Genomic DNA, 17,767 nt, shown 5'->3' on the forward strand with positions numbered 1-17,767 from the left:
CTCACCCAGCGACAGGGCCCCTCAGGGTTCCGGCCGCAACGAGAGGATCAGAAGGACCATGCCGAAGCTTCTGCGTGAGGACGACATCGTCCGCGTCGAGAGCAACGTCTATTCGGTGTCAGGCAGCAACACCAACTGGGTCATCGTCAAGGACGGCGACAGCTGCACCCTCGTCGACACCGGCTACCCGGGCGACCGCGACGCCGTGCTGGCCTCACTGGAGGCGGTCGGGCTGAACGCCCGCTCCGTGGCCGCCGTCCTGGTCACACACGCGCACAACGACCACATCGGCGCGGCCGAGCACCTGCGCGCCACGTACGACGTGCCGGTCCTCATGCACCAGGAGGAGGTCCCGCACGCCCACCGCGACTTCCTCGACCAGGTGTCCGTCGGCCAGGTGCTCGCACAGGCATGGCGGCCCGGTGTGCTCCCGTGGGCCGTACACGCCCTCCGAGCCGGCGGAACCACGCATGTTCCGGTCGGCGAGCCGCAGGCGTTCCCCGCGCCGGGAGCACTGGATCTGCCCGGTGCGCCGGTGCCCGTGCACACACCGGGGCACACCAAGGGCCACTGCGCCTACCACCTGCCCGGCAGCGGCGTCCTGATCACCGGCGACGCCCTGGTGACCGCACACCCCACGTCACGGATCAGTGGACCGCAACTGTTGCCCGACATGTTCCACACCGACCGTGCCCGGGCTCTCGATTCCCTGGCCGTGATCGAGGGCCTGGACGCGGGTCTCATCCTGCCTGGTCACGGACCCGTGCATCGCGGGTCGGCCAAAGAGGCAGCCCTGACGGCCCGCGAGTGCGCCGCCAGGTGACGGCCCCGGATCCGAGGCGCGGTCCGACACTCGCACTCGTCCCCCCGACGGGGCAACACGGTCCCACACATACAACGACCCACCAAGGGTCGTCAGGGAGGCGGTTCGACGACATACTTACCGGGCAGTATTGGCGGAGGGAGCCTCGTGCGAGTGACGTCGTCGAACCCTCCGGAGGTCGAAGAAGGTCCACACTTCCTCTATACGCAGGCACATCAACGCCTATCGTGGAGAGTGGACATGCTAGACGAACCATCTGGCGTCGACACTTATCTGCACGGGACCCTCGGCGTGGGTACCATGCGCAACGTCATCCATATCGAGGGAGTGAACGGTGTGACCAGCCAATCAGCCGCCACGCTCCGATCGCGGTACGTAGCACAAGCCGCGTCGGACCTGGAGGAGAACCGTCGGCGACAGCAGGAGCTGATGGAGAAGATCAGGATGCTGAAGCAGGAGGAGGCCCTCCTGGCGGACATCATCAACCTCGCCGAGCAGTACGAGGGTTTCACGGACGCGTCCCGTCTGCCCGAGCAGTTGCAGGAAGAGCCCGTCGTCGAAAAGGCGAAGCAGGCCCCGGCCGAAACCGCTTCACGACGCTCCACGTCGGCCAAGACCACTCCGGCCGCCAAGACTGCACAGGCCAGCGCGAAGGGGAAGTCGCACCAGCCTCTGCTCGGTGACCTGCTTGCGGACCTGCTCGGCCAGTACGAGGAGCCGCGTCTGGCGAAGGAGCTGCGGGACGAACTCCTCAAGAAGCACCCGGACCGCAATCCCACACCGCAGGTGGTACGAAACACCCTCGAATCCCTGGTCGCCAAGGGACGTATCAGGCGTCACAAGCAGCAGCGTTCCGTCATGTACACCCTGGTGTAGCGGGCGAGGCGGACAGCTCCGACTGACACCCACGCGCGTCCCGCGGGCGGTGGGCCGCAACCGGGCACTGCAATGCACCTCATGCGACACAACCCGCCACGCGGGACGGGTGCGGCACTTCAGGGCGTGTACCAAGGGTTCCTCCCTACGGAGCCACATCCGCCAGCCATGCCTCGTCGACAGTCGGGGCGAGCATGAGTTCGTCGACGCCGAGGTCCTCGTCGCCCAGGGCGAAGTACGCAACAGCGACGAGGTCCCGCGTGCCCTCGCGTCCGGCAGCCTTCCAGGCTGCACGTGCGCGGCCGAAGGCCGTGGCCGGCACCGACGGGCTGGTGTCGTCCACCACGAAGTCGTCGGCTCTTCCGCCCAGTCCGAGATCGAGAGTGAGCCGCCCGCCGGAGACCGCGTCGAGATACGCCCGAGCGAGCTGAACCCGGTCTCCTCCGACGCCTTGGCCCAGGTCGGGACGGCGTCGGGCCGGACATCTCGGATCTGGTGGGGGCACGATACCGATCCTCACGAGCGCGCCTTCTCCTCACGACGGTCCGACGGGCGGAAAGATCCCGGCTTCCTCTGTTCCCTATAGCTCCACGTACTTCTAAGGGGAAAAGGTTCACACGGGGTTGCCACAGCGTCTGTAGGAGCCGACGGTCGATCAGCCGACCGGTGCCCTGAGCGGCCTCGTCCAGGCAGCGGAGTCTCAAGACGCCCCAGGACGGTCCGATCGACACCATGTCCTCGTCGGGCCCCGGTCCGGCCGTCGCCGCCCTCTCCCACGAGGCAGGTGTGAAAGCCCCACTCACGGTGTGACCACGCCCGTCGGCGCGCCCGCTCAGCGGCCCTATCCCCGCCACACGTTGTCGAACGCGGCGTTCTCGACGTCCCGCCGCAGTCGTACGGCCTCCAGCTGCGTCACCGCGTCGCCGACGGCGGCCAGCACCGTCGTGACCGCGTCCCCGGTAAGGCTCTCGCGGGCCTCGGCCGGGTCCTCCCCGATCCCTGCGGCCGCCAGCAGAGCGGCGAGGACGGGCTCGCCGGACGCCCTGCGTTCCTCCGCACTGCGGCGGGCCTGCGAGGCGGCCAGGACGGTCCGCGCGGACCGCAGCCGGAAGTGGCCTCGTGGGTGGGTGACGAGCCCGGCCCGCTCCAGGTCGTCGACATAGGCCGCGGCGAGCTCGCCACCGCGGCGCCACAGCCACTCGTCGACCTTCTCGTACGGCTCCCGCCGGGTGAGCGAGGCGTGCGCCTGGTCCAGCAGACGGTCACCCGTCGCCACCCGAGGGCCGGGCATCATGCGGTCGCCGTCCAGGCTCAGCGCTCCGCTCTCCAGGAGATCGACCGCCTCGGCCCCCGCGAGCGCAAGGGACAGGTCTCCCTGTGCCACGGGCCGATCGGACGGCATACCCAGGGCGACGAGCGCGAGGTCGCGTGCGGTGGTCATGAGTCCCTCCTCGTCTCGAGCAGGCGCAGCCACACCTCGCTGATGGTGGGGAACGCGGGTACGGCGTGCCAGAGACGCTCGACCGGCACCTCCCCGGTGATGGCGACGGTGGCCGAGTACAGCAGCTCGGCAACGCCCGGTCCTACGAAGGTGGCGCCGACGACGACCTGACGGTCCCGGTCGATGAGGATCCGGGCCCTGCCCCGGTAGTCGGGGCGGTACTGGACGGCGCCCGCGAGGTGACCGATCTCGTAGTCGACGACCTCGACGGCCCGGCCGGTGCGCTCGGCCTCACGGACGGTCAGGCCCACGGAGGCGACCTCGGGGTCGGTGAAGACGACGCCGGGGACGGCCTCGATGTCGGCCGTACTGCTGTGCGGAGCCCAGCGGCCGGTGTCCAGCTGATCACCCCGGGCCCGGCCGGCGATCACGGCACCGGCGATGCGCGCCTGGTACTTGCCCTGGTGGGTGAACAGGGCCCGGCGATTGACGTCGCCGACGGCGTAGAGCCAGTTTCCGGGGACGGCAGTGACGGTGAGGCTGTCGTCGGTGGCGAGCCAGTCACCCGCCTTCAGTTCCACGGTGTCGAGGCCGATGTCCTCCGAGCGCGGGGCGCGGCCGGTGGCGAAGAGGATCTCGTCGGCGGTGATCTCACCGCCGTCCGACAGGCTGACACGGACCTCGCCCTCGCCGTCGTCCACCCGCTCCGCGCCGACGACGAAGACGCCGAACCGTACGTCCGCACCGGCCTCCCGCAGGCGCTCGGTGACCAGCTCGCCCGCGAAGGGCTCCATCCGGGGCAGCAGGCCGTCCTCCCGGGCGAGCAGGGTCACCCGGCTGCCCAGGGCCTGCCAGGCGGTGGCCATCTCGACGCCCACCAGACCGGCGCCGACGATCACGAGGCGCTGCGGCGGCTGCTGGGCGCTGGTCGCCTCCCGGCTGGTCCAGGGCCGCAGGTTCTCGATCCCGGGCAGCCGGGGCAGGGCCGTGCGGCTGCCGGTGCACACGGCGACGGCGTGCCGGGCCCGCAGGCGGACGGTGTCGCCCTCGGGGGTCTCCACGGACACCTCGCGCTCCCCCGCCAGCCGTCCGTGACCGCGCAGCAGGTCGATGCCGGCCGACTTGATCCACTCGACCTGGCCGTCGTCCTTCCAGTCGGCGGACATGCGGTTGCGGTGCGCCAGGACGGCCTCGACGTCCAGCGGGCCCTTGACGGCGGGGTCGAGACCCGGGACGTGCACGGCGTCGGCGCGGAGCAGGACGGGGCGCAGCAGGGCCTTGCTGGGTTCGCAGGCCCAGTACGAGCACTCGCCGCCGGCCAGTTCGCTCTCCACGATGACGGTGCTCAGGCCCGCGGCGGCGGTCCGGTCCGCGACGTTCTCGCCGACCGGACCTGCGCCGATCACTATGACGTCGTACGTGCGTATGTTCTCGGTCGGCATGTGTCCTCCGGTGACGGAGCCGGTCGGATGGGTGTCGGTCGGATGGGTGTCGTGGTCGTGGCGGGATGGCGGTCTCAGCGGCCCGGGGCGCGCTCGGTGACCTCCTGGAGGAACCACTCATTGCCGTCGAGGTCCTTGAAGGCGGCGAAGGTGCCGTAGCTGGCCCGCTCGGGGTGCAGGCCGGGCACCCGGTGGGAGTCACCGGCGTGGTGGAAGGCGCCGGTCTCGTCGCGGAACGGGCCGGAGACCTCCACACCGCGGGAGGTCAGCTCCTCCTGGGCCTTGACGATGTCGGTGACGGTCAGCTGGAGGCCGTGGAGCGTGCCCGCTTCCTGTTGCGTGAGGCCCCGGCCGAAGATGATCGAGCACTCGGAGCCGGGCGGGGTCACCTGCACGATCCGGTAGCCGTCGTTGATCGGGAAGTCGGCGTCGAGGCGCCAGCCGAGCTGCTCCACGTAGAAGCCCTTGGCCCGGTCCACGTCGGAGACGGGCAGGATGACGACTTCGAGCTTCATGTCCATGGCTGTGATCTCGCTTTCTATGGTTCGGCATACGTCGGCAGGCACTGCGCTCTCAGTGTCGGCCGTGGTCGACATGTGTCGCCTCAGCCACCTGACTCAATTCGTTACCGGAGCCATAGCACCTGACGGCTTTGGGATACGTGTGCATGTTGGGCGCTCCGCCTTGGGCCGCGAACGCGCGCCAGGGCGGAGGCCCTCGACCGATCACAGAAGGACAGATCTTGAGAAGAACCTTTCCCGCCTCCCGCACCGGACGCGCACTGACGGTGGGTGCCGCACTGCTCTCCGCCGGAGGTGCCCTCGCCACGGCCGGAACAGCTGCGGCGAGCACAGCCAAGGAGAGTCGGCACAAGGTGGACTACGTCGCCCTCGGTGACTCGTACGCCTCCGCACCACTCGTGCCCACCCAGGTCGACGCGACCTGTCTGCGTTCCAACCAGAACTACCCCTCGCTGGTGGCGCGGTCGCGGTCCGCGACGCTGACGGACGTCAGCTGCTCGGGCGCCACCACCGCCGACATGACGGCCCCGCAGGCCGACGGCGTGCCGGCGCAGCTCGACGCCCTCGACCGGGGCACCGACCTGGTCACCGTCACCATTGGCGGCAACGACATCGGTTTCTCGACCGTGCTGGGCACCTGCGCCCACCTCACGTCCGGCGACCCCGCGGGGGCCCCGTGCCAGTCCCACTACGCGGGCACCGGCGCGGACCAGGTCACGGACGCGGTCGCCCGGACCGCACCGAAGGTCGCGCAGGTGCTGCGCGGCATCCACCGCCGCGCGCCGCACGCCCGTGTCGTGGTGGTCGGCTATCCCGACCTCTTCCCCGAGGACGGAGTGGGGTGCACCAGCAGCAAGGTGCCGCTGGCCGCGGGCGACTTCGCCTGGCTCCGTGACAAGGAGAAGGAGCTCAACGCGATGCTGGCCCGCCAGGCCCGGCGCGGCGGAGTACGTGAACACGTACACGCCGACCGTCGGCCACGACCTGTGCAAGCCGACCGGCGAGCGGTGGATCGAGACCTTCGCCCCCGAGACGCCGGCCGCGCCGGTGCACCCCAACGCCACGGGCGAGAGCGTGATGGCCGCCGCCGTCGAGGGTGTTCTCACACGTCATGGACGGCACCACTGACGTTCCCCTCGTAGCCAGGTGACCGGTCCGGCATGATCCGGTGCCGGACCGGTCCTTCCGCCGGTCAGAGAAAGCTCGAGGCCGACGGGCCGTACCCAGACAGCGCCGCACTCTCCGTCCAGTTCCACACCTGCGTGACCTGCGTGTCCGTCGGCCAGTCACGGTCCTCGGAGCTTGCCGCGTCTCGGGACGGCCGCTCGCCGGGGAGGCAGTCGCGATCCGAACGAGGCTGCGGGGCGATCCGTACGTATGTGTGTGTCATGGAGGCCATGTCTGCCCTCACTCTTCGGTCGGCGGTGTGGGTACGGCTGAGGGGGTGGCGGGTCCCGTGCAGGGGGAACACGGGACCCGCGGTCCAGGGGGACGGGTCAGGCGGCGGCGCTGGCGTTGATGGTGACCGGGATGTTGTCGCGCGTGGCCTTGGAGTACGGGCAGATCTGGTGGGCGGCCTGCGCGAGCTCCTCGGCGGTGGCCTGGTCGACACCGCCGAGCACCGGGTTGAGGACCGCGGAGAGGGAGAACTCGCCGTCGTCGCCGTGCGTGAGGGTTATCTCGGCGGTGATGGTGGTGCTGGTGAGCCGGATCTTGCGGATGGTGGCGGCGCGGCGCAGAGCGCCGAGGAAGCAAGCGGCCCAGCCTGCGGCCAGAAGCTGCTCGGGGTTGGTCGCGGTGCCGGCGCCGCCGAGCTCCTTGGGGAGGGCGAGGCCGGTCTCCAGCAGACCGTCGGAGGAGCGGACGTGACCGCCGTTCCGGCCCTCTCCGTCGACGTCGACAACGGCGGTGTAGCTGACTGCCATGACTGGTGCTCCCCATCTGGGTCGAAAGGTCTTCGGGCGCCTGCCGGCCAGGACACTTTTCGTGTCACCGGTTGAGGCGGTGACGTAATCATGGCAGCCGTTCCGTCACCCGTCAAGCCGGTGATTGGCGACTTCGCGAATCACACATGTCCCCTGTCGCCCTTATGACATGTCCCAGCTGTGCCACCGGTATCGAGTGACACCTGCCTCACGGCCGTTGGATTCTGTCGCGCAGATGAACGGCACGCAGCGCGCCGGGAGAGGCACGGAACCGATGAGACACATCGGCTTGTCGGCGACGTTCACAGCGGGCGTCGCACTGGCCGCAACGGCGGGTCACCCCGTCGTTCGCCGACCCGCCGGGGCTGCCGCACACCAAGGTGGCGACGGGGCCACGTCCGGCGAGACGACCGTCCGCCTGATCACCGGCGACAGTGTGACTGTGGCCAAGGGCCCGGACGGCCGGCAGACGGCCTCGGTACGGCCGGGCCCCGGACGCGACGGCATCGTCTTCCACACCTTCGAACAGGACGGGCACCTGACGGTGCTCCCCTCCGACGCCTCACCCCTGGTGTCCCAAGGCCGTCTGGACCGACGTCGAGGTGCCGACCAGCCCCGCCAACCACCGCCTGGAGCTGAACACTTCGCGCACCTTCCCCGACTGGGACTACGCGACCGCGACCGCGACGACCTGGTCGTTCCGTTCGACCCCCAGAGACAAGCCCACCGCGCTGCCCCTCCTCCAACTCGACTACGCCGTACCGGTCGACGCCCACAACACCATCACCCGGCCGGATCGTACGGCGGGGACGTCACCGTCCGCGCCCAGGGCAGGGCACCCGCCCCGCACGGGTCGAGGGTGCAGGTCGAGATCTCGTACGACGACGGCCGCACCTGGCGTCCGGCGAACGTCCACGACCGTGGCCACGACACGTTCCGGGCCACGGTGGACCGCCCGCGCCATCGGAGCGGCGCCTCGTATGTGACCCTGCGCGTCACGGCCCGGGACTCCGCGGGCAACAGCGTCCAGCAGACGGTCTCCCGTGCCTGGGCGGAGCGCTGCTGACCATCACGGCCCACGGGGCGGGAGGTCATACGTGCCTTTCGCCCCTGCCGCCGCGCGGCCTGGAGTACTGTCCTCGGACTGTCCACGCCACGACAAGCGGGAAGGGCCTTCGGGAAGCTGGAAGCCGCGGGAGTCTCGCCGGAACAGGAGGCCGACTACCGGTTTCTCGTGACGGCGGGCGGAGCGACCGCCGACGACATCTCCCGGCGCACCGGCGTCGACGGAGCCGGGAGCACACGTGTGCTCGAATCCCTCGTGCGCCAGGGGCTGGCCAGCCACATCGACGGCACACCTCGGGTGTTCCGGGCCGTTCCCCCGGACGTGGCCCTTATCCCCCGCATCAAGCACACCGCCGACGCACTGGACATGGCACGGGCGGAGGCGGACCGGCTGCTGGAGACGTACCGGGAGACCGCGCGCCGCCACGACGCGGGGCAGTTGCTGGAGGTCATCACCGGGGCGGAGGCCCTGCGTCAGCGGTTGAGACAAATCCAGGTCAACGCCCGTGAGGAGATGCTCTGGTTCTGCCGCGCCCAGTACGTGGCCATGCCCTCCGGCAGCAATACGGAGGAGTTCGAGGCCCTCGCCCGGGGTGTCCGCTACCGCGTGCTGTACGAGAAGGCCTTCTTCGACGACGAGGGGGCCGTCGAAAACGTGGTGGCGGGTGTACGGGCCGGGGATATTGCCCGCGCCGTCCCGTGGCTGCCCCTCCGCCTCGCCATCGCCGACCGGTCCGTCGGCATCTTCCCGCTCGTGCCCGGCGGCCCTCAGGGCAGCCCCGACCAACCGACCACCGCACTGGTCAGGGACAGCAGCCTGCTCGACGCCCTGGTCGCCCTGTTCGAGAGCTACTGGGAGAACGTCGTCCCCCTGCACCTCTCCGAGGCAGGCGACGACTTGGCCACGGACGACGCCGCGACACATCCCTCCCTGTCACCGGCCGACGGCAAACTGCTGTCCCTGCTGGTCGCGGGAGTCGCCGACAAGGCCATCGCCTCGCAGATGGGCCTCAGCCGAAGGACCGTCCAGCACCGCATCCAGAGTCTGATGACACGTGCCGGGGCCGGGACCCGCATGCAGCTCGCCTGGCAGGCCGCCCGCCGCGGCTGGCTCTGAGAGGGCGGGCCCCGGTTCACCTCCCTTGTCTCAGAGGTCCGTTACGGCAGCGGGAAGCCGAGCTGCTTGGCGGCGTCAACCAGACCGTTGGCACCCCACCGCACCACTGCCTGCTCCGTCGTGGACAGGGATCGCAGCTCGGCGCGGTCAAGGTAGAGCATCCCGTCGAGGTGGTCGGTCTCATGCTGCATGATCCGCGCCCCGAGCCCGGCATGCTCTTCCACATGACGCTGTCCCGCCTCGTCCTCGCGAGTCAGCCTGATCCGGTCGGGACGAGTCACCACGGCCTGCCAGCCGTCCACGCTCAGGCACCCTTCGAAGCTCGCCCTCCGCGGTCGTCCGACAGCCTTGTACGAAGGGTTGACCAGCACGGTGAACGGCACGGGCTGTTGCCCGCGCTCGATCAACCGGGCGGAGAACTCTGCGGGTGTCGACAGCACCGCAAGCCGCAGCGGCAGCCCGACCTGCGGCGCGGCCAGTCCGACAGCTCCGTGGATCTGCTCCATCGTCTCGCGCATCCTGGCGATCAGATGCTGCAGCATGTCGTCGTCGAGCTGCCCGTCGTAGGAAGCGGTCTTCTTCCGGAGCACCGGATCGCCAGCCTGGACGATGCTCAACGGCCCCGGCTTTTCAATGAGTTGAGCCACCTTGTCGGTGAGTTCATTGCTTCCCATGCCTGATAACCGGAGCCGGGCCGGTGCGGGGTTCACACGACCGTTCAAGGAGTGAGGAAGGACACATGCGCGATGTCGCTGGGCAGACATGTGCCGCAAGACCGACATTCCATGATGATGAGCCAGGCCCACATGGGGTTCAGATGCTGCGTCGCCAGCTGCCTGTGCAGGTCAGGGCCGGTAGTGCCGGAAGTACTGGTTTTCGGGGACCGGGTTCGCGTCACATGGCTGTGGCCGTCGAGCACCTGGCCAAGGCGTACTTGGTCTCCGTCGCGCCCGGGCCGTTGACTCCCAAGCATCCTTCTGTGAGCAATCTGCTGGGGCTGGGCGGCCACGAGGACAGGACGGTCAGGGGACGGGCCGGGCTGAGGAGCATCGGCGGCGAGGACGCCGTGAAAAGGGCCGGGGAGGTGTTGGGCGATAAGCGGGTACCGGCGCGCCTCTGGCTTTTTGACCGGTCCGGCGCCACCACCGCCTCGATCACTCACCGGGGCTGTCGCCGTAGGCGGCTGTTTCGTCCGGCTCGGTTTTGGGGGCTTCCCGGCATCGGAGGCTTGACTGCTCATCATCGTCAGCCCGGCAGGGTGGCGGGCGTCGTCTTGGGACCGGCCACAGTGAAGGGCTCGCGACCCCGCAGGAGACGCGGTAGACGCACATGCCTGAAGGGATCCTTCTCTAGGCTCAGGTGGCCGTGGCGGCTGAGAAGGCGTGTGAAGAAGTCGGTGAGCATCGATTCCCCGGCGGCGTGGTCGCCCAGCTCTCGTGGCCGCCGATGCGGTAGACCTCGTAACTCTGCAGCGTGAGCTGGCGGTCCTCCGCCACCATTGCCGCGTAGCGTTCGGGGGGCAGCCGGCCGGGCGCTGACTGACTGCTGCTTCGCCGCCTGGTCGCTCTCGCGGGAGCAGTGCTGAATGCCGTCGACCTCGATTACCGCCCGGGCGCGTTGGTTCATCAGCAGCAGGAAGTCCATCCGCTGGCGGGTAAGACGGCTGACGCCGTTCAGCTCAGTGAGGCTGTAGGGGTCGTAGCGGAGATAGATCTGGGGGATGAGCGCGGGAAGGCCGAAGCCGAGCTTGATGTAGGTGTCGAACACCAGCAGTTCGGCACCGTTGTCACCCAGCGAGCGACGCAGTCGCTCTCGTAGCGAGATGCGCGCCCGCGTTGGATCATCCGCGGGCTCGGAGTGTCGGCCCACCCACCATGCCACCAGGTCTGCCCAGCTCAGTCTGTGGTCTTCCAGGGTTGGTCGTACACGAGGCAGTACTGATCGTTCTTCACGATGCGGACGGTGTTGCTGATGGAGTCCGGCAGCACGATCTGCGGTTTGGGCCATCGGCGGCGAAGATGAGATTCTTCATCTCCCCGTCGACGCCGTGGGCGCCGAGTGTGTGGACCAGGGCCTGAAGGTCGTCGTCGCCGTACTCGCTGATCACGCGCCGCGCGATGTCCACAAGCTCGGGCAGGGTCTTGCTCTGCAGCCGCGCCCGCACATAGATGATCTTGCTCTTGAATGGATCTTCATGGGGCTTCTGAGGTTCCAGTCCCAGGTACTCACACACGGCCGCAAGCTCATAGACCTTCACCACATGCAGCGCACCGGCTATGGACAGCAGTTGCGGCTGTTCCCAGGCGGCGAAGTGGCCTCCCCTGTCGACCTCGTTCCAGTGGATGAGGTTGCCGTAGGCCCGCTCGCCCCAGCTCCGCGGCGCGGGGTAGATCTCGGCCGGGAACATCGTGACCGCCACCGGGACATTGGAGATGTCGAACGCGTTGAACGGGCCGCCGCCGGCCTGGGTGCCTTCCCAGATCTGGACTCCGGCACGCCAACGGCGCGAGCCGCCGCGTCCATGTTCGGCCGCGCCCACCTCCTCACGAACTGATCCGCCGCGTCGTCACCTCGTTGTGTCGACGTCGAACCTCCCCACACCGTCCAGATACCGCAATGTGTTCAGGTCCCGCCCCAGCACCGCCTTCACCGGGTGCCGCAGACGCAGAAGCGACCGGATACTCCAGGTCCTACGTGGCGACCACGACCTCGCGCCGGTAGGGCGTACCGGCCAGCGCGAGGAAGCCCCGCGGCCGGACGTAGGCATCGACGGCCCACTCCAACTGGCCCTCACCGATGGGGTCCGCGATGTGGCAGCCAATGTCCGCCGCTGAGTGACGAGCCGGGCAGACCAGCGTTTTTGGATCGCGTCGTGAGCACCGCCAGGATCACGTGTGTGTGATCCACGCCACATGGCGGGGGTGCATAGCAGGGTAGGGGCCAGTGTCTTTGTTGTAGATGACAGGGGCGTGTCCGCGGTCGTGCGGTAGAGGCCGACGTACTCGGCAGGGAGGTAAGGGGGCGACGCTGATGGGGCAGTTGCGGGCCGATGAGTTCGACCGGTTCCTGGCGGCTCGGTGGTCGGCGTTGCTTCATCTGGCGCGGCTGCTCACCGGTGGAGACCGGCACCGGGCGGAGGATCTGCTGCAGGAGGCGCTGGTCAAGCTGTGGTTTGCGTGGCCGAAGGTGGCCGAGCAGGCGCCCGAGGCCTATGTGCGCAGGGTCCTGGTCCGTGCCGCGGCGCGCTCGGCGCGGCGTCGCTGGTGGGGCGAGCACCCTGTCGACCAGCTGCCCGACCCGCCCGGGGTGGGGGACGAGACCGCCGCCGTGGATGAGCGGACCCGGTTGGAGGCCATGTTGGCGTTGTTGCCGGCGCGGCAGCGGGCTGCGGTGGTGCTGCGTTACTACCAGGACCTGCCCGAGCGGCATGTCGCGGAGGTGCTGGGGTGTCCGGTGGGTACCGCCCGTTCGCTCACGGCACGCGGCGTTGCACGGTTGCGGCGGCTTCTGGCTGAGGCAGTCAAGCCGGTGGAGTGAAGAGGGAGCCATGGATCACTTCGAGCAGGAGCTGGCACGCATGATGCTTGACAGCCAGGAGGACGTGCCGTACGAGGAGCGGCATCGATCTCGATTGCGAGCTGGCGTTCGCGCCCGACGGCGGGCCCGGACGGCCTGGATGGCCACCGGATCCGTGCTGACCATTGCCGGACTTGGCGTCGGACTGCTGCTCCTGGCGAGCCTTTTCGCTCAGGGCGGGTCTAACGGTCCTCAGCCACGTCCCGTCACCTCCGCCGAGTCGGTCCCGATGCCGTCGACGGCCCGCCCCGCCTCCACTGCCAAGGGGGTGCCGATGCCGACACGGACCTCAACCACCACCCAGGTAGCCACTTGGCCGGGTTCAAGGGGTCCCGATCAGTGAGGGCTGACTGAGCCGGCGTGACTACGACCGCCCGCCGGTCAGCTGATCCCCGCTTGTCCTGCTCTCCACGAATTGAAAGCTCACTACGTGATCCATGAGAACGCACCCGCGCTGGCCGACGAGCCTCAGCAGGCGGCGAAGCCCCAGGCGGTCTCCTGGGAGCGGCGGCTGCGCCGGTTCGGGTACGTGGAGCGGCCGCGTACGTCCATGCGCGACCGCCTGGTCGTGCCGTTTCCCGAGCCCGGGTCACGGCTGTGGCGCACGCTCGGCCTCTCCCCGGCAATGGCGGGCCGGCTGGCGCGCTGGTCTGGATGGGGCGGGCCGCTGCTGGTGGCGCTGCTGGCCGGGCTGTTGCGGTTTTGGCGTCTGGGCAGCCCGCGGGCGGTTGTGTTCGACGAGACGTACTACGCCAAGGACGCCTGGTCCCTGCTGCAGCTCGGTTACGAGGGCACCTGGCCGGACCGCAAGATCGCCGACCCGCAGATCCTCGCCGATCCCCAGGTGATCCCGCTCTCCGACACCGGCGCCTTCGTCGCACATCCGCCGACGGGCAAGTGGGTGATCGCCCTCGGCGAGTGGATGTTCGACCTCAACCCGTTCGGCTGGCGCTTCATGACCGCGGTCCTCGGCACGTTGTCGGTGCTGATGCTGTGCCGCATAGGGCGCCGCCTGTTCCGCTCGACACTGTTGGGTTGCCTGGCCGGAGCGCTGATGGCTCTGGACGGCCTGCACTACGTGATGAGCCGGACCGCTCTGCTCGACCTCGTCGTCATGTTCTTCGTGCTGGCGGCGTTCGGATGTCTGCTCATCGACCGGGACCACGCACGAGCCCGGCTCGCGGCAGCCCTGCCGGTCGACGAGGACGGCCACATACGCCCGGACGCACACACCGGCGACCATGCCGGGACGGGAGTGCGTCCCTGGCGGCTCGCAGCCGGCCTCTTCCTGGGACTGGCGGCCTCGACCAAATGGAACGGCCTGTACTTCCTCGCCTTCTTCGTGACCCTCACCCTGCTGTGGGACGTCGGCTCCCGCCGCGTCGCCGGGGCATGCCGCCCCTACCGGGCGGTGCTGCGCAAGGACCTCGGCTGGTCGGTGCTGTCCCTGGTTCCGGTCGCCGTCGTGACGTATCTGGCGACATGGACCGGCTGGTTCCTGTCCGACAAGGGCTACGGACGCCACTGGGCGGACGGCCACGGCGGCACCTGGTCCTGGATCCCGGCCCCGCTGCGCAGCCTGTGGCACTACGAGTACGGCGTCTACCGGTTCAACGTGGGACTGCACACTCCCCACAAGTACGAGTCGAGCCCCTGGAGTTGGCTGGTTCTGGGCCGCCCTGTGCTGTTCCACTACGAGTCACCGAAACCCGGGACGGACGGCTGCCACACGACGGCCGACTGCTCACAGGCGATCCTCGCCCTGGGAACACCGCTCCTGTGGTGGTCGGCATGCTGCGCACTCGTGTACCTGCTCTACCGATGGGCGCTGCGCCGCGACTGGCGCTCCGGCGCCGTCCTGTGTGCGGTGGGTGCCGGGTATCTGCCCTGGTTCCTGTACCAGGACCGCACGATCTTCTCCTTCTACGCGGTCGCCTTCGTGCCGTACCTGTGCCTGGCCGTCACGATGATGCTGGGAGCCCTGCTGGGGCCGCCGGGAGCGACTGACAAGCGCCGCACACGAGGTGCGGTGACCGCAGGCGTGCTGGTCCTGCTCATCGCCTGGAACTTCATCTACCTCTTCCCGATCTACACCGGGCAGACGATCCCGTATGCCGACTGGCGCGCCAGGATGTGGCTCGACACCTGGATCTGAGCCCGGCCGCAGGTACGTGCGGGCGACCTGGGCGACATCAGGTTTGCGGCCGAATGTCAGGAAGGTGTTGTGTTCCTGTCGTCGTCCGGTGCCCTCTTGCCGACTTTCGCGGCAGCAGCAGGGTGTGGACTTCCGCGCTTTCTACGATGGCCACATGTGTGCGTATGTTGTGCTCGCCGACGACGACCCCAAACAGGCCGATCTCCCCCGGTGGTCCTCCCCACCGGCGCGGACGCCATGGCCGCCCGCATCGGTCCGGTGACCAGCGCGAGCGCCGTGGCCAACACCCACAAGACCGTCCTGCGTTCCGACCGCGCCGCCCCGGCCGACGCGTCCGGCATCAGCGTCCTGGCCGCTCGCACCAACCTGCTCGGGGCGGTCCATGGGACCGTCCGCTCGGGATCGTTCCCCTCCCCGACCACGGCACGCTTCCCGATCGTGGTCCTGGGCTTCCGCGCCGCTTCCCGCCTCGGTTTCGACCGGGTGCGCACCGGTCAGGAGTCCAGGCAGGTCTACATCGACGGCCACTGGTTCACCGTCGTCGGCATCCTCGACCCCCTGCCGCTCGCCTCCGACCTCGGCACCGCCGTCCTGGTCGGCTGGGACGCGGCCCGCGACCAGCTCGGCTTCGACGGCCACCCCACCGTCGTCTACGTGACGGCCCGCGAGCCGCAGATCGAGGCGGTGCGCGCCGCACTGCCCGCGACCCTCCATCCGCAGTTGCCGGGCCTGGTCCAGGTCAGCCGTCCGTCGGACGCCCTGGCCGCCAAGCGCGCCACCCAGCAGACGTTGTCGGTCCTCCTTCTCGGGCTTGCGGGTGTCGCCCTCCTCGTGGGCGGCGTGGGCGTGGTCAACACCATGGTCGTCTCGGTGCTGGAGCGGCGCCGCGAGATCGGTCTGCGCCGGGCGCTGGGGGCCAGTCGCGGCCAGATCAGGGGGCAGTTCCTGGCGGAGTCGGTGGCCCTGTCCGCGCTGGGGGCTGTGCCGGAACCGTTCTCGGAGCGGTGGCCACGGTGGGGTACGCCGTGTCCCAGTCCTGGCCCGTGGTGTTCCCGCCCCTCGCACTCGTCGCCGGCTTCCTGGGGGCGGTCACCGTCGGCATGGCCGCGGGCCTGTACCCCGCCCCGTACGCGCCTCCGAGCTGCCTCCGACCGAGGCGCCGGCCGCCGTCTGAGGCGGCCCGGAGCATCGGCATCGAGCCGGAGGGGGCCGGGGCCTCCGCGCAATCGATTCGTCCCGGCCGGCGGGATGTCACCTGCTGTAGTTCTTCCCCGGGGGCTCTCCAGGGGAATCGTCGTGCCGTCGTGCGACGTTGTCCGGTGTTTCTGTGGCCGGCTCAAAGGCTCGGATCGAGCAGGAGCTTGCCGGAGGTGCGCCGCGATTCGATGTCGGCGTGTGCCTGCTCGGCGGCGCCCAGCGGGTAGCGTTCGGTGATGTCGATCCGCAGCTTGCCCTCGCGGATCTTGTCGAACAGGTCTCCGGCGTGCTTGAGCAGCAGCTCCCGGTTGTGGATGTGGTCCGCGAACACTGCGTAGGTGACCCTGATGCTCTTGGGCAGGTCGAGCAGCCGCACCGTGGGGATGTCGCCGATCAGCGGGCCGTAGTAGACCAGCGTCCCGACCCGTCGCAGGGCCTCGATCGAGGGCCAGAACGTGGTGGCACCGCCGCCGTCGAAGACCGCGTGTACGCCCTCGCCGTCGGTCAGGTCCTTGACCCGGTCCACGAAGTCACCGCCCGAGGAGACGAGGACCTCGTCCGCACCCGCCGCCTTCGCGGCCTGGACCTTCTCCTCGCGGGAGACCAGGCCGATCACGCGTGCGCCGCGCAGCTTGAGCAGTTGGGTGACGATGCGCCCCACACCGCCGGCGGCGGAGTGCACGAGCGCGGTCTCGCCCTCGGCCAGGGGTGCGGACTCGGTGACGAAGTGGTGCGCGGTGAGGCCCTGCATCATCGTTGCGGCAGCGACGTCGCTGGGGATGTCGTCCGGGACCGGGACGGCCTGGGCGGCGGGGACCGCGATCCTCTCGGCGTAACTGCCGTAGACGGAGACCCAGGCCACCCGGTCGCCAATCGCGAAGCCGCTGACGCCCTCACCGATGGCGGTGACCCGGCCGGCGCCCTCGACCCCGGGGACGAAGGGCGGGTTGCCGGGCACTGCGAATCCGGTACGGGTGCCGGTGTCCATGAAGTTGACACCGGAGAAGTCGACGTCCACCACCAGTTCGCCCGGCCCTGGCTCGGGGTCGGGCCATTCCTTCAGCTGGAGTACTTCCGGTCCGCCCAGCTCTTCCACTACTACAGCGCGCATGGCGCACACCTCTTTCTGTCGGTACGACCGCCGGATGACCGGCGGATGCAATCGGAGAGACTGGTCCGCTCAGGCCTGCAGCAGGGTGGATGCGTAGGCGGGGTTGGTGTAGTCGCGCCAGGCCGCGATCCTGCCGTCGCGGAGCTCGTAGATCGCCATGTTCATCACCGGGGCGAGCTTCCCGCCGGGCAGGGCGAGTCCGTGGATCTGTTCGGCGATGACGACGTCACCGTTCACCGCCTGGTGCACGGTCTCGAACTTGATCTGTGCGAAGTTCGCGAAGACGCCCTTCCACAGGGCGATGACCGCGTCGCGGCCCTTGACCGGTGAGTCGCCGTAGGCGGTGAAGACGACGTCGTCGGCCAGGAACGGGGCGAGGGCGTCGGCATCCTGTGTGTTGAAGGTGTTCACGAAGTCGCGGACGAGTGCGTCGTTGTCGGTGGCAGCCATGTCAAGGGCCTCCAGGGTCGTTGTCTGTGTGTGTTCGGATGTCGTCGAGCGTAGGAAGAATTTTTTGG

Annotated in this window: 16 protein-coding genes and 2 pseudogenes; 8 read left to right on the forward strand and 10 right to left on the reverse strand. The window is 69.2% G+C overall.

All coding sequences use genetic code 11. The annotated features are described in order from the left end of the window. Window positions 1-58: 58 nt before the first annotated feature. Together ACTWQJ_RS01960 and ACTWQJ_RS01965 are read left to right on the forward strand one after the other, a co-directional pair. Complete coding sequence (locus ACTWQJ_RS01960; protein WP_443304869.1) at window positions 59-823, forward strand: MBL fold metallo-hydrolase; 765 nt, start codon at window positions 59-61, stop codon at window positions 821-823. A gap of 336 nt (window positions 824-1,159) precedes the next feature. Continuing rightward, window positions 1,160-1,699, forward strand: coding sequence for a hypothetical protein (locus tag ACTWQJ_RS01965; protein WP_385517189.1), 540 nt, complete (start codon window positions 1,160-1,162; stop codon window positions 1,697-1,699). Between the two features lie 145 nt (window positions 1,700-1,844). Here the strand turns inward: ACTWQJ_RS01965 and ACTWQJ_RS01970 are convergent, their stop codons facing one another. From ACTWQJ_RS01970 to ACTWQJ_RS01985, 4 genes are all read right to left on the reverse strand, one after another. Continuing rightward, on the reverse strand, window positions 1,845-2,219 hold the full coding sequence (locus tag ACTWQJ_RS01970) for a hypothetical protein (RefSeq protein WP_443304871.1): 375 nt from the start codon (window positions 2,217-2,219) through the stop codon (window positions 1,845-1,847). 321 nt (window positions 2,220-2,540) lie between these two features. Continuing rightward, window positions 2,541-3,140, reverse strand: a complete 600-nt coding sequence (locus tag ACTWQJ_RS01975; protein ID WP_443304872.1) for a GPP34 family phosphoprotein — start codon at window positions 3,138-3,140, stop codon at window positions 2,541-2,543. Beyond that, complete coding sequence (locus ACTWQJ_RS01980; RefSeq protein WP_443304873.1) at window positions 3,137-4,582, reverse strand: dihydrolipoyl dehydrogenase family protein; 1,446 nt, start codon at window positions 4,580-4,582, stop codon at window positions 3,137-3,139. The genes ACTWQJ_RS01975 and ACTWQJ_RS01980 overlap by 4 nt, the downstream gene beginning before the upstream one ends. Window positions 4,583-4,656: 74 nt before the next feature. Continuing rightward, complete coding sequence (locus ACTWQJ_RS01985; protein WP_443304874.1) at window positions 4,657-5,103, reverse strand: VOC family protein; 447 nt, start codon at window positions 5,101-5,103, stop codon at window positions 4,657-4,659. Window positions 5,104-5,369: 266 nt separating this feature from the next. Between ACTWQJ_RS01985 and ACTWQJ_RS01990 the strand changes: the two are divergent. Next, window positions 5,370-6,231 (forward strand): annotated as a pseudogene (locus tag ACTWQJ_RS01990) (SGNH/GDSL hydrolase family protein). A 368-nt stretch (window positions 6,232-6,599) separates the two neighbouring features. Here ACTWQJ_RS01990 and ACTWQJ_RS01995 read toward each other — a convergent pair. Beyond that, window positions 6,600-7,028: an organic hydroperoxide resistance protein gene (locus tag ACTWQJ_RS01995; protein ID WP_385273544.1), complete on the reverse strand. Its 429-nt coding sequence runs from the start codon at window positions 7,026-7,028 to the stop codon at window positions 6,600-6,602. A 274-nt stretch (window positions 7,029-7,302) separates the two neighbouring features. On the opposite strand from ACTWQJ_RS01995, the gene ACTWQJ_RS02000 reads away from it, so the two are divergent. Together ACTWQJ_RS02000 and ACTWQJ_RS02005 are read left to right on the forward strand one after the other, a co-directional pair. Then, the gene (locus ACTWQJ_RS02000; protein WP_443304875.1) at window positions 7,303-8,094 is read left to right on the forward strand and encodes a hypothetical protein; all 792 of its coding nucleotides are present in this window, start codon (window positions 7,303-7,305) and stop codon (window positions 8,092-8,094) included. A gap of 168 nt (window positions 8,095-8,262) precedes the next feature. Further along, entirely contained in the window at window positions 8,263-9,210 is a 948-nt protein-coding gene (locus ACTWQJ_RS02005) for a helix-turn-helix domain-containing protein (protein WP_443304876.1), read from the forward strand. 41 nt (window positions 9,211-9,251) lie between these two features. On the opposite strand, the gene ACTWQJ_RS02010 is transcribed toward ACTWQJ_RS02005, so the two are convergent. From ACTWQJ_RS02010 to ACTWQJ_RS02020, 3 genes are all read right to left on the reverse strand, one after another. Continuing rightward, window positions 9,252-9,920: a peptide deformylase gene (locus tag ACTWQJ_RS02010; RefSeq protein WP_443304877.1), complete on the reverse strand. Its 669-nt coding sequence runs from the start codon at window positions 9,918-9,920 to the stop codon at window positions 9,252-9,254. A 535-nt stretch (window positions 9,921-10,455) separates the two neighbouring features. After that, the gene (locus ACTWQJ_RS02015) at window positions 10,456-10,977 is read right to left on the reverse strand and encodes a hypothetical protein (RefSeq protein ID WP_443304878.1); all 522 of its coding nucleotides are present in this window, start codon (window positions 10,975-10,977) and stop codon (window positions 10,456-10,458) included. A 181-nt stretch (window positions 10,978-11,158) separates the two neighbouring features. Continuing rightward, on the reverse strand, window positions 11,159-11,749 hold the full coding sequence (locus ACTWQJ_RS02020; protein ID WP_443304879.1) for a hypothetical protein: 591 nt from the start codon (window positions 11,747-11,749) through the stop codon (window positions 11,159-11,161). A gap of 491 nt (window positions 11,750-12,240) precedes the next feature. On the opposite strand from ACTWQJ_RS02020, the gene ACTWQJ_RS02025 reads away from it, so the two are divergent. The 3 genes and pseudogenes from ACTWQJ_RS02025 to ACTWQJ_RS02035 all read left to right on the forward strand — a co-directional run. Next, window positions 12,241-12,747 (forward strand): SigE family RNA polymerase sigma factor, encoded by a 507-nt coding sequence (locus tag ACTWQJ_RS02025; RefSeq protein WP_443304880.1) that lies wholly within the window; start codon window positions 12,241-12,243, stop codon window positions 12,745-12,747. 469 nt (window positions 12,748-13,216) lie between these two features. Beyond that, window positions 13,217-14,941 (forward strand): dolichyl-phosphate-mannose--protein mannosyltransferase, encoded by a 1,725-nt coding sequence (locus ACTWQJ_RS02030; protein ID WP_443304881.1) that lies wholly within the window; start codon window positions 13,217-13,219, stop codon window positions 14,939-14,941. A gap of 177 nt (window positions 14,942-15,118) precedes the next feature. Continuing rightward, a pseudogene (locus ACTWQJ_RS02035) lies at window positions 15,119-16,115 on the forward strand (ABC transporter permease); the annotation flags it as partial. Window positions 16,116-16,277: 162 nt separating this feature from the next. On the opposite strand, the gene ACTWQJ_RS02040 reads toward ACTWQJ_RS02035, so the two are convergent. Beyond that, entirely contained in the window at window positions 16,278-17,249 is a 972-nt protein-coding gene (locus ACTWQJ_RS02040; protein ID WP_443304882.1) for a quinone oxidoreductase family protein, read from the reverse strand. A 69-nt stretch (window positions 17,250-17,318) separates the two neighbouring features. Further along, a complete protein-coding gene (locus ACTWQJ_RS02045; RefSeq protein ID WP_385517158.1) occupies window positions 17,319-17,699 on the reverse strand; it encodes a nuclear transport factor 2 family protein in 381 nt (126 codons plus the stop codon). Between the last annotated feature and the right edge of the window lie 68 nt (window positions 17,700-17,767).

Source organism: Streptomyces sp. KR55 (genome assembly GCF_052245645.1).
In the GTDB taxonomy this organism is placed as follows: domain Bacteria; phylum Actinomycetota; class Actinomycetes; order Streptomycetales; family Streptomycetaceae; genus Streptomyces; species Streptomyces flavusporus.

What these genes read in the sequence shown, in the direction of transcription:
- ACTWQJ_RS01960 (WP_443304869.1), top strand. Translation starts at nt 59, where the DNA reads ATGCCGAAGCTTCTGCGTGAGGACGACATCGTCCGCGTCGAGAGCAAC.
- ACTWQJ_RS01975 (WP_443304872.1), bottom strand. Translation starts at nt 3,140, where the DNA reads ATGACCACCGCACGCGACCTCGCGCTCGTCGCCCTGGGTATGCCGTCC.
- ACTWQJ_RS01980 (WP_443304873.1), bottom strand. Translation starts at nt 4,582, where the DNA reads ATGCCGACCGAGAACATACGCACGTACGACGTCATAGTGATCGGCGCA.
- ACTWQJ_RS01985 (WP_443304874.1), bottom strand. Translation starts at nt 5,103, where the DNA reads ATGGACATGAAGCTCGAAGTCGTCATCCTGCCCGTCTCCGACGTGGAC.
- ACTWQJ_RS01995 (WP_385273544.1), bottom strand. Translation starts at nt 7,028, where the DNA reads ATGGCAGTCAGCTACACCGCCGTTGTCGACGTCGACGGAGAGGGCCGG.
- ACTWQJ_RS02000 (WP_443304875.1), top strand. Translation starts at nt 7,303, where the DNA reads ATGAGACACATCGGCTTGTCGGCGACGTTCACAGCGGGCGTCGCACTG.
- ACTWQJ_RS02025 (WP_443304880.1), top strand. Translation starts at nt 12,241, where the DNA reads ATGGGGCAGTTGCGGGCCGATGAGTTCGACCGGTTCCTGGCGGCTCGG.
- ACTWQJ_RS02040 (WP_443304882.1), bottom strand. Translation starts at nt 17,249, where the DNA reads ATGCGCGCTGTAGTAGTGGAAGAGCTGGGCGGACCGGAAGTACTCCAG.
- ACTWQJ_RS02045 (WP_385517158.1), bottom strand. Translation starts at nt 17,699, where the DNA reads ATGGCTGCCACCGACAACGACGCACTCGTCCGCGACTTCGTGAACACC.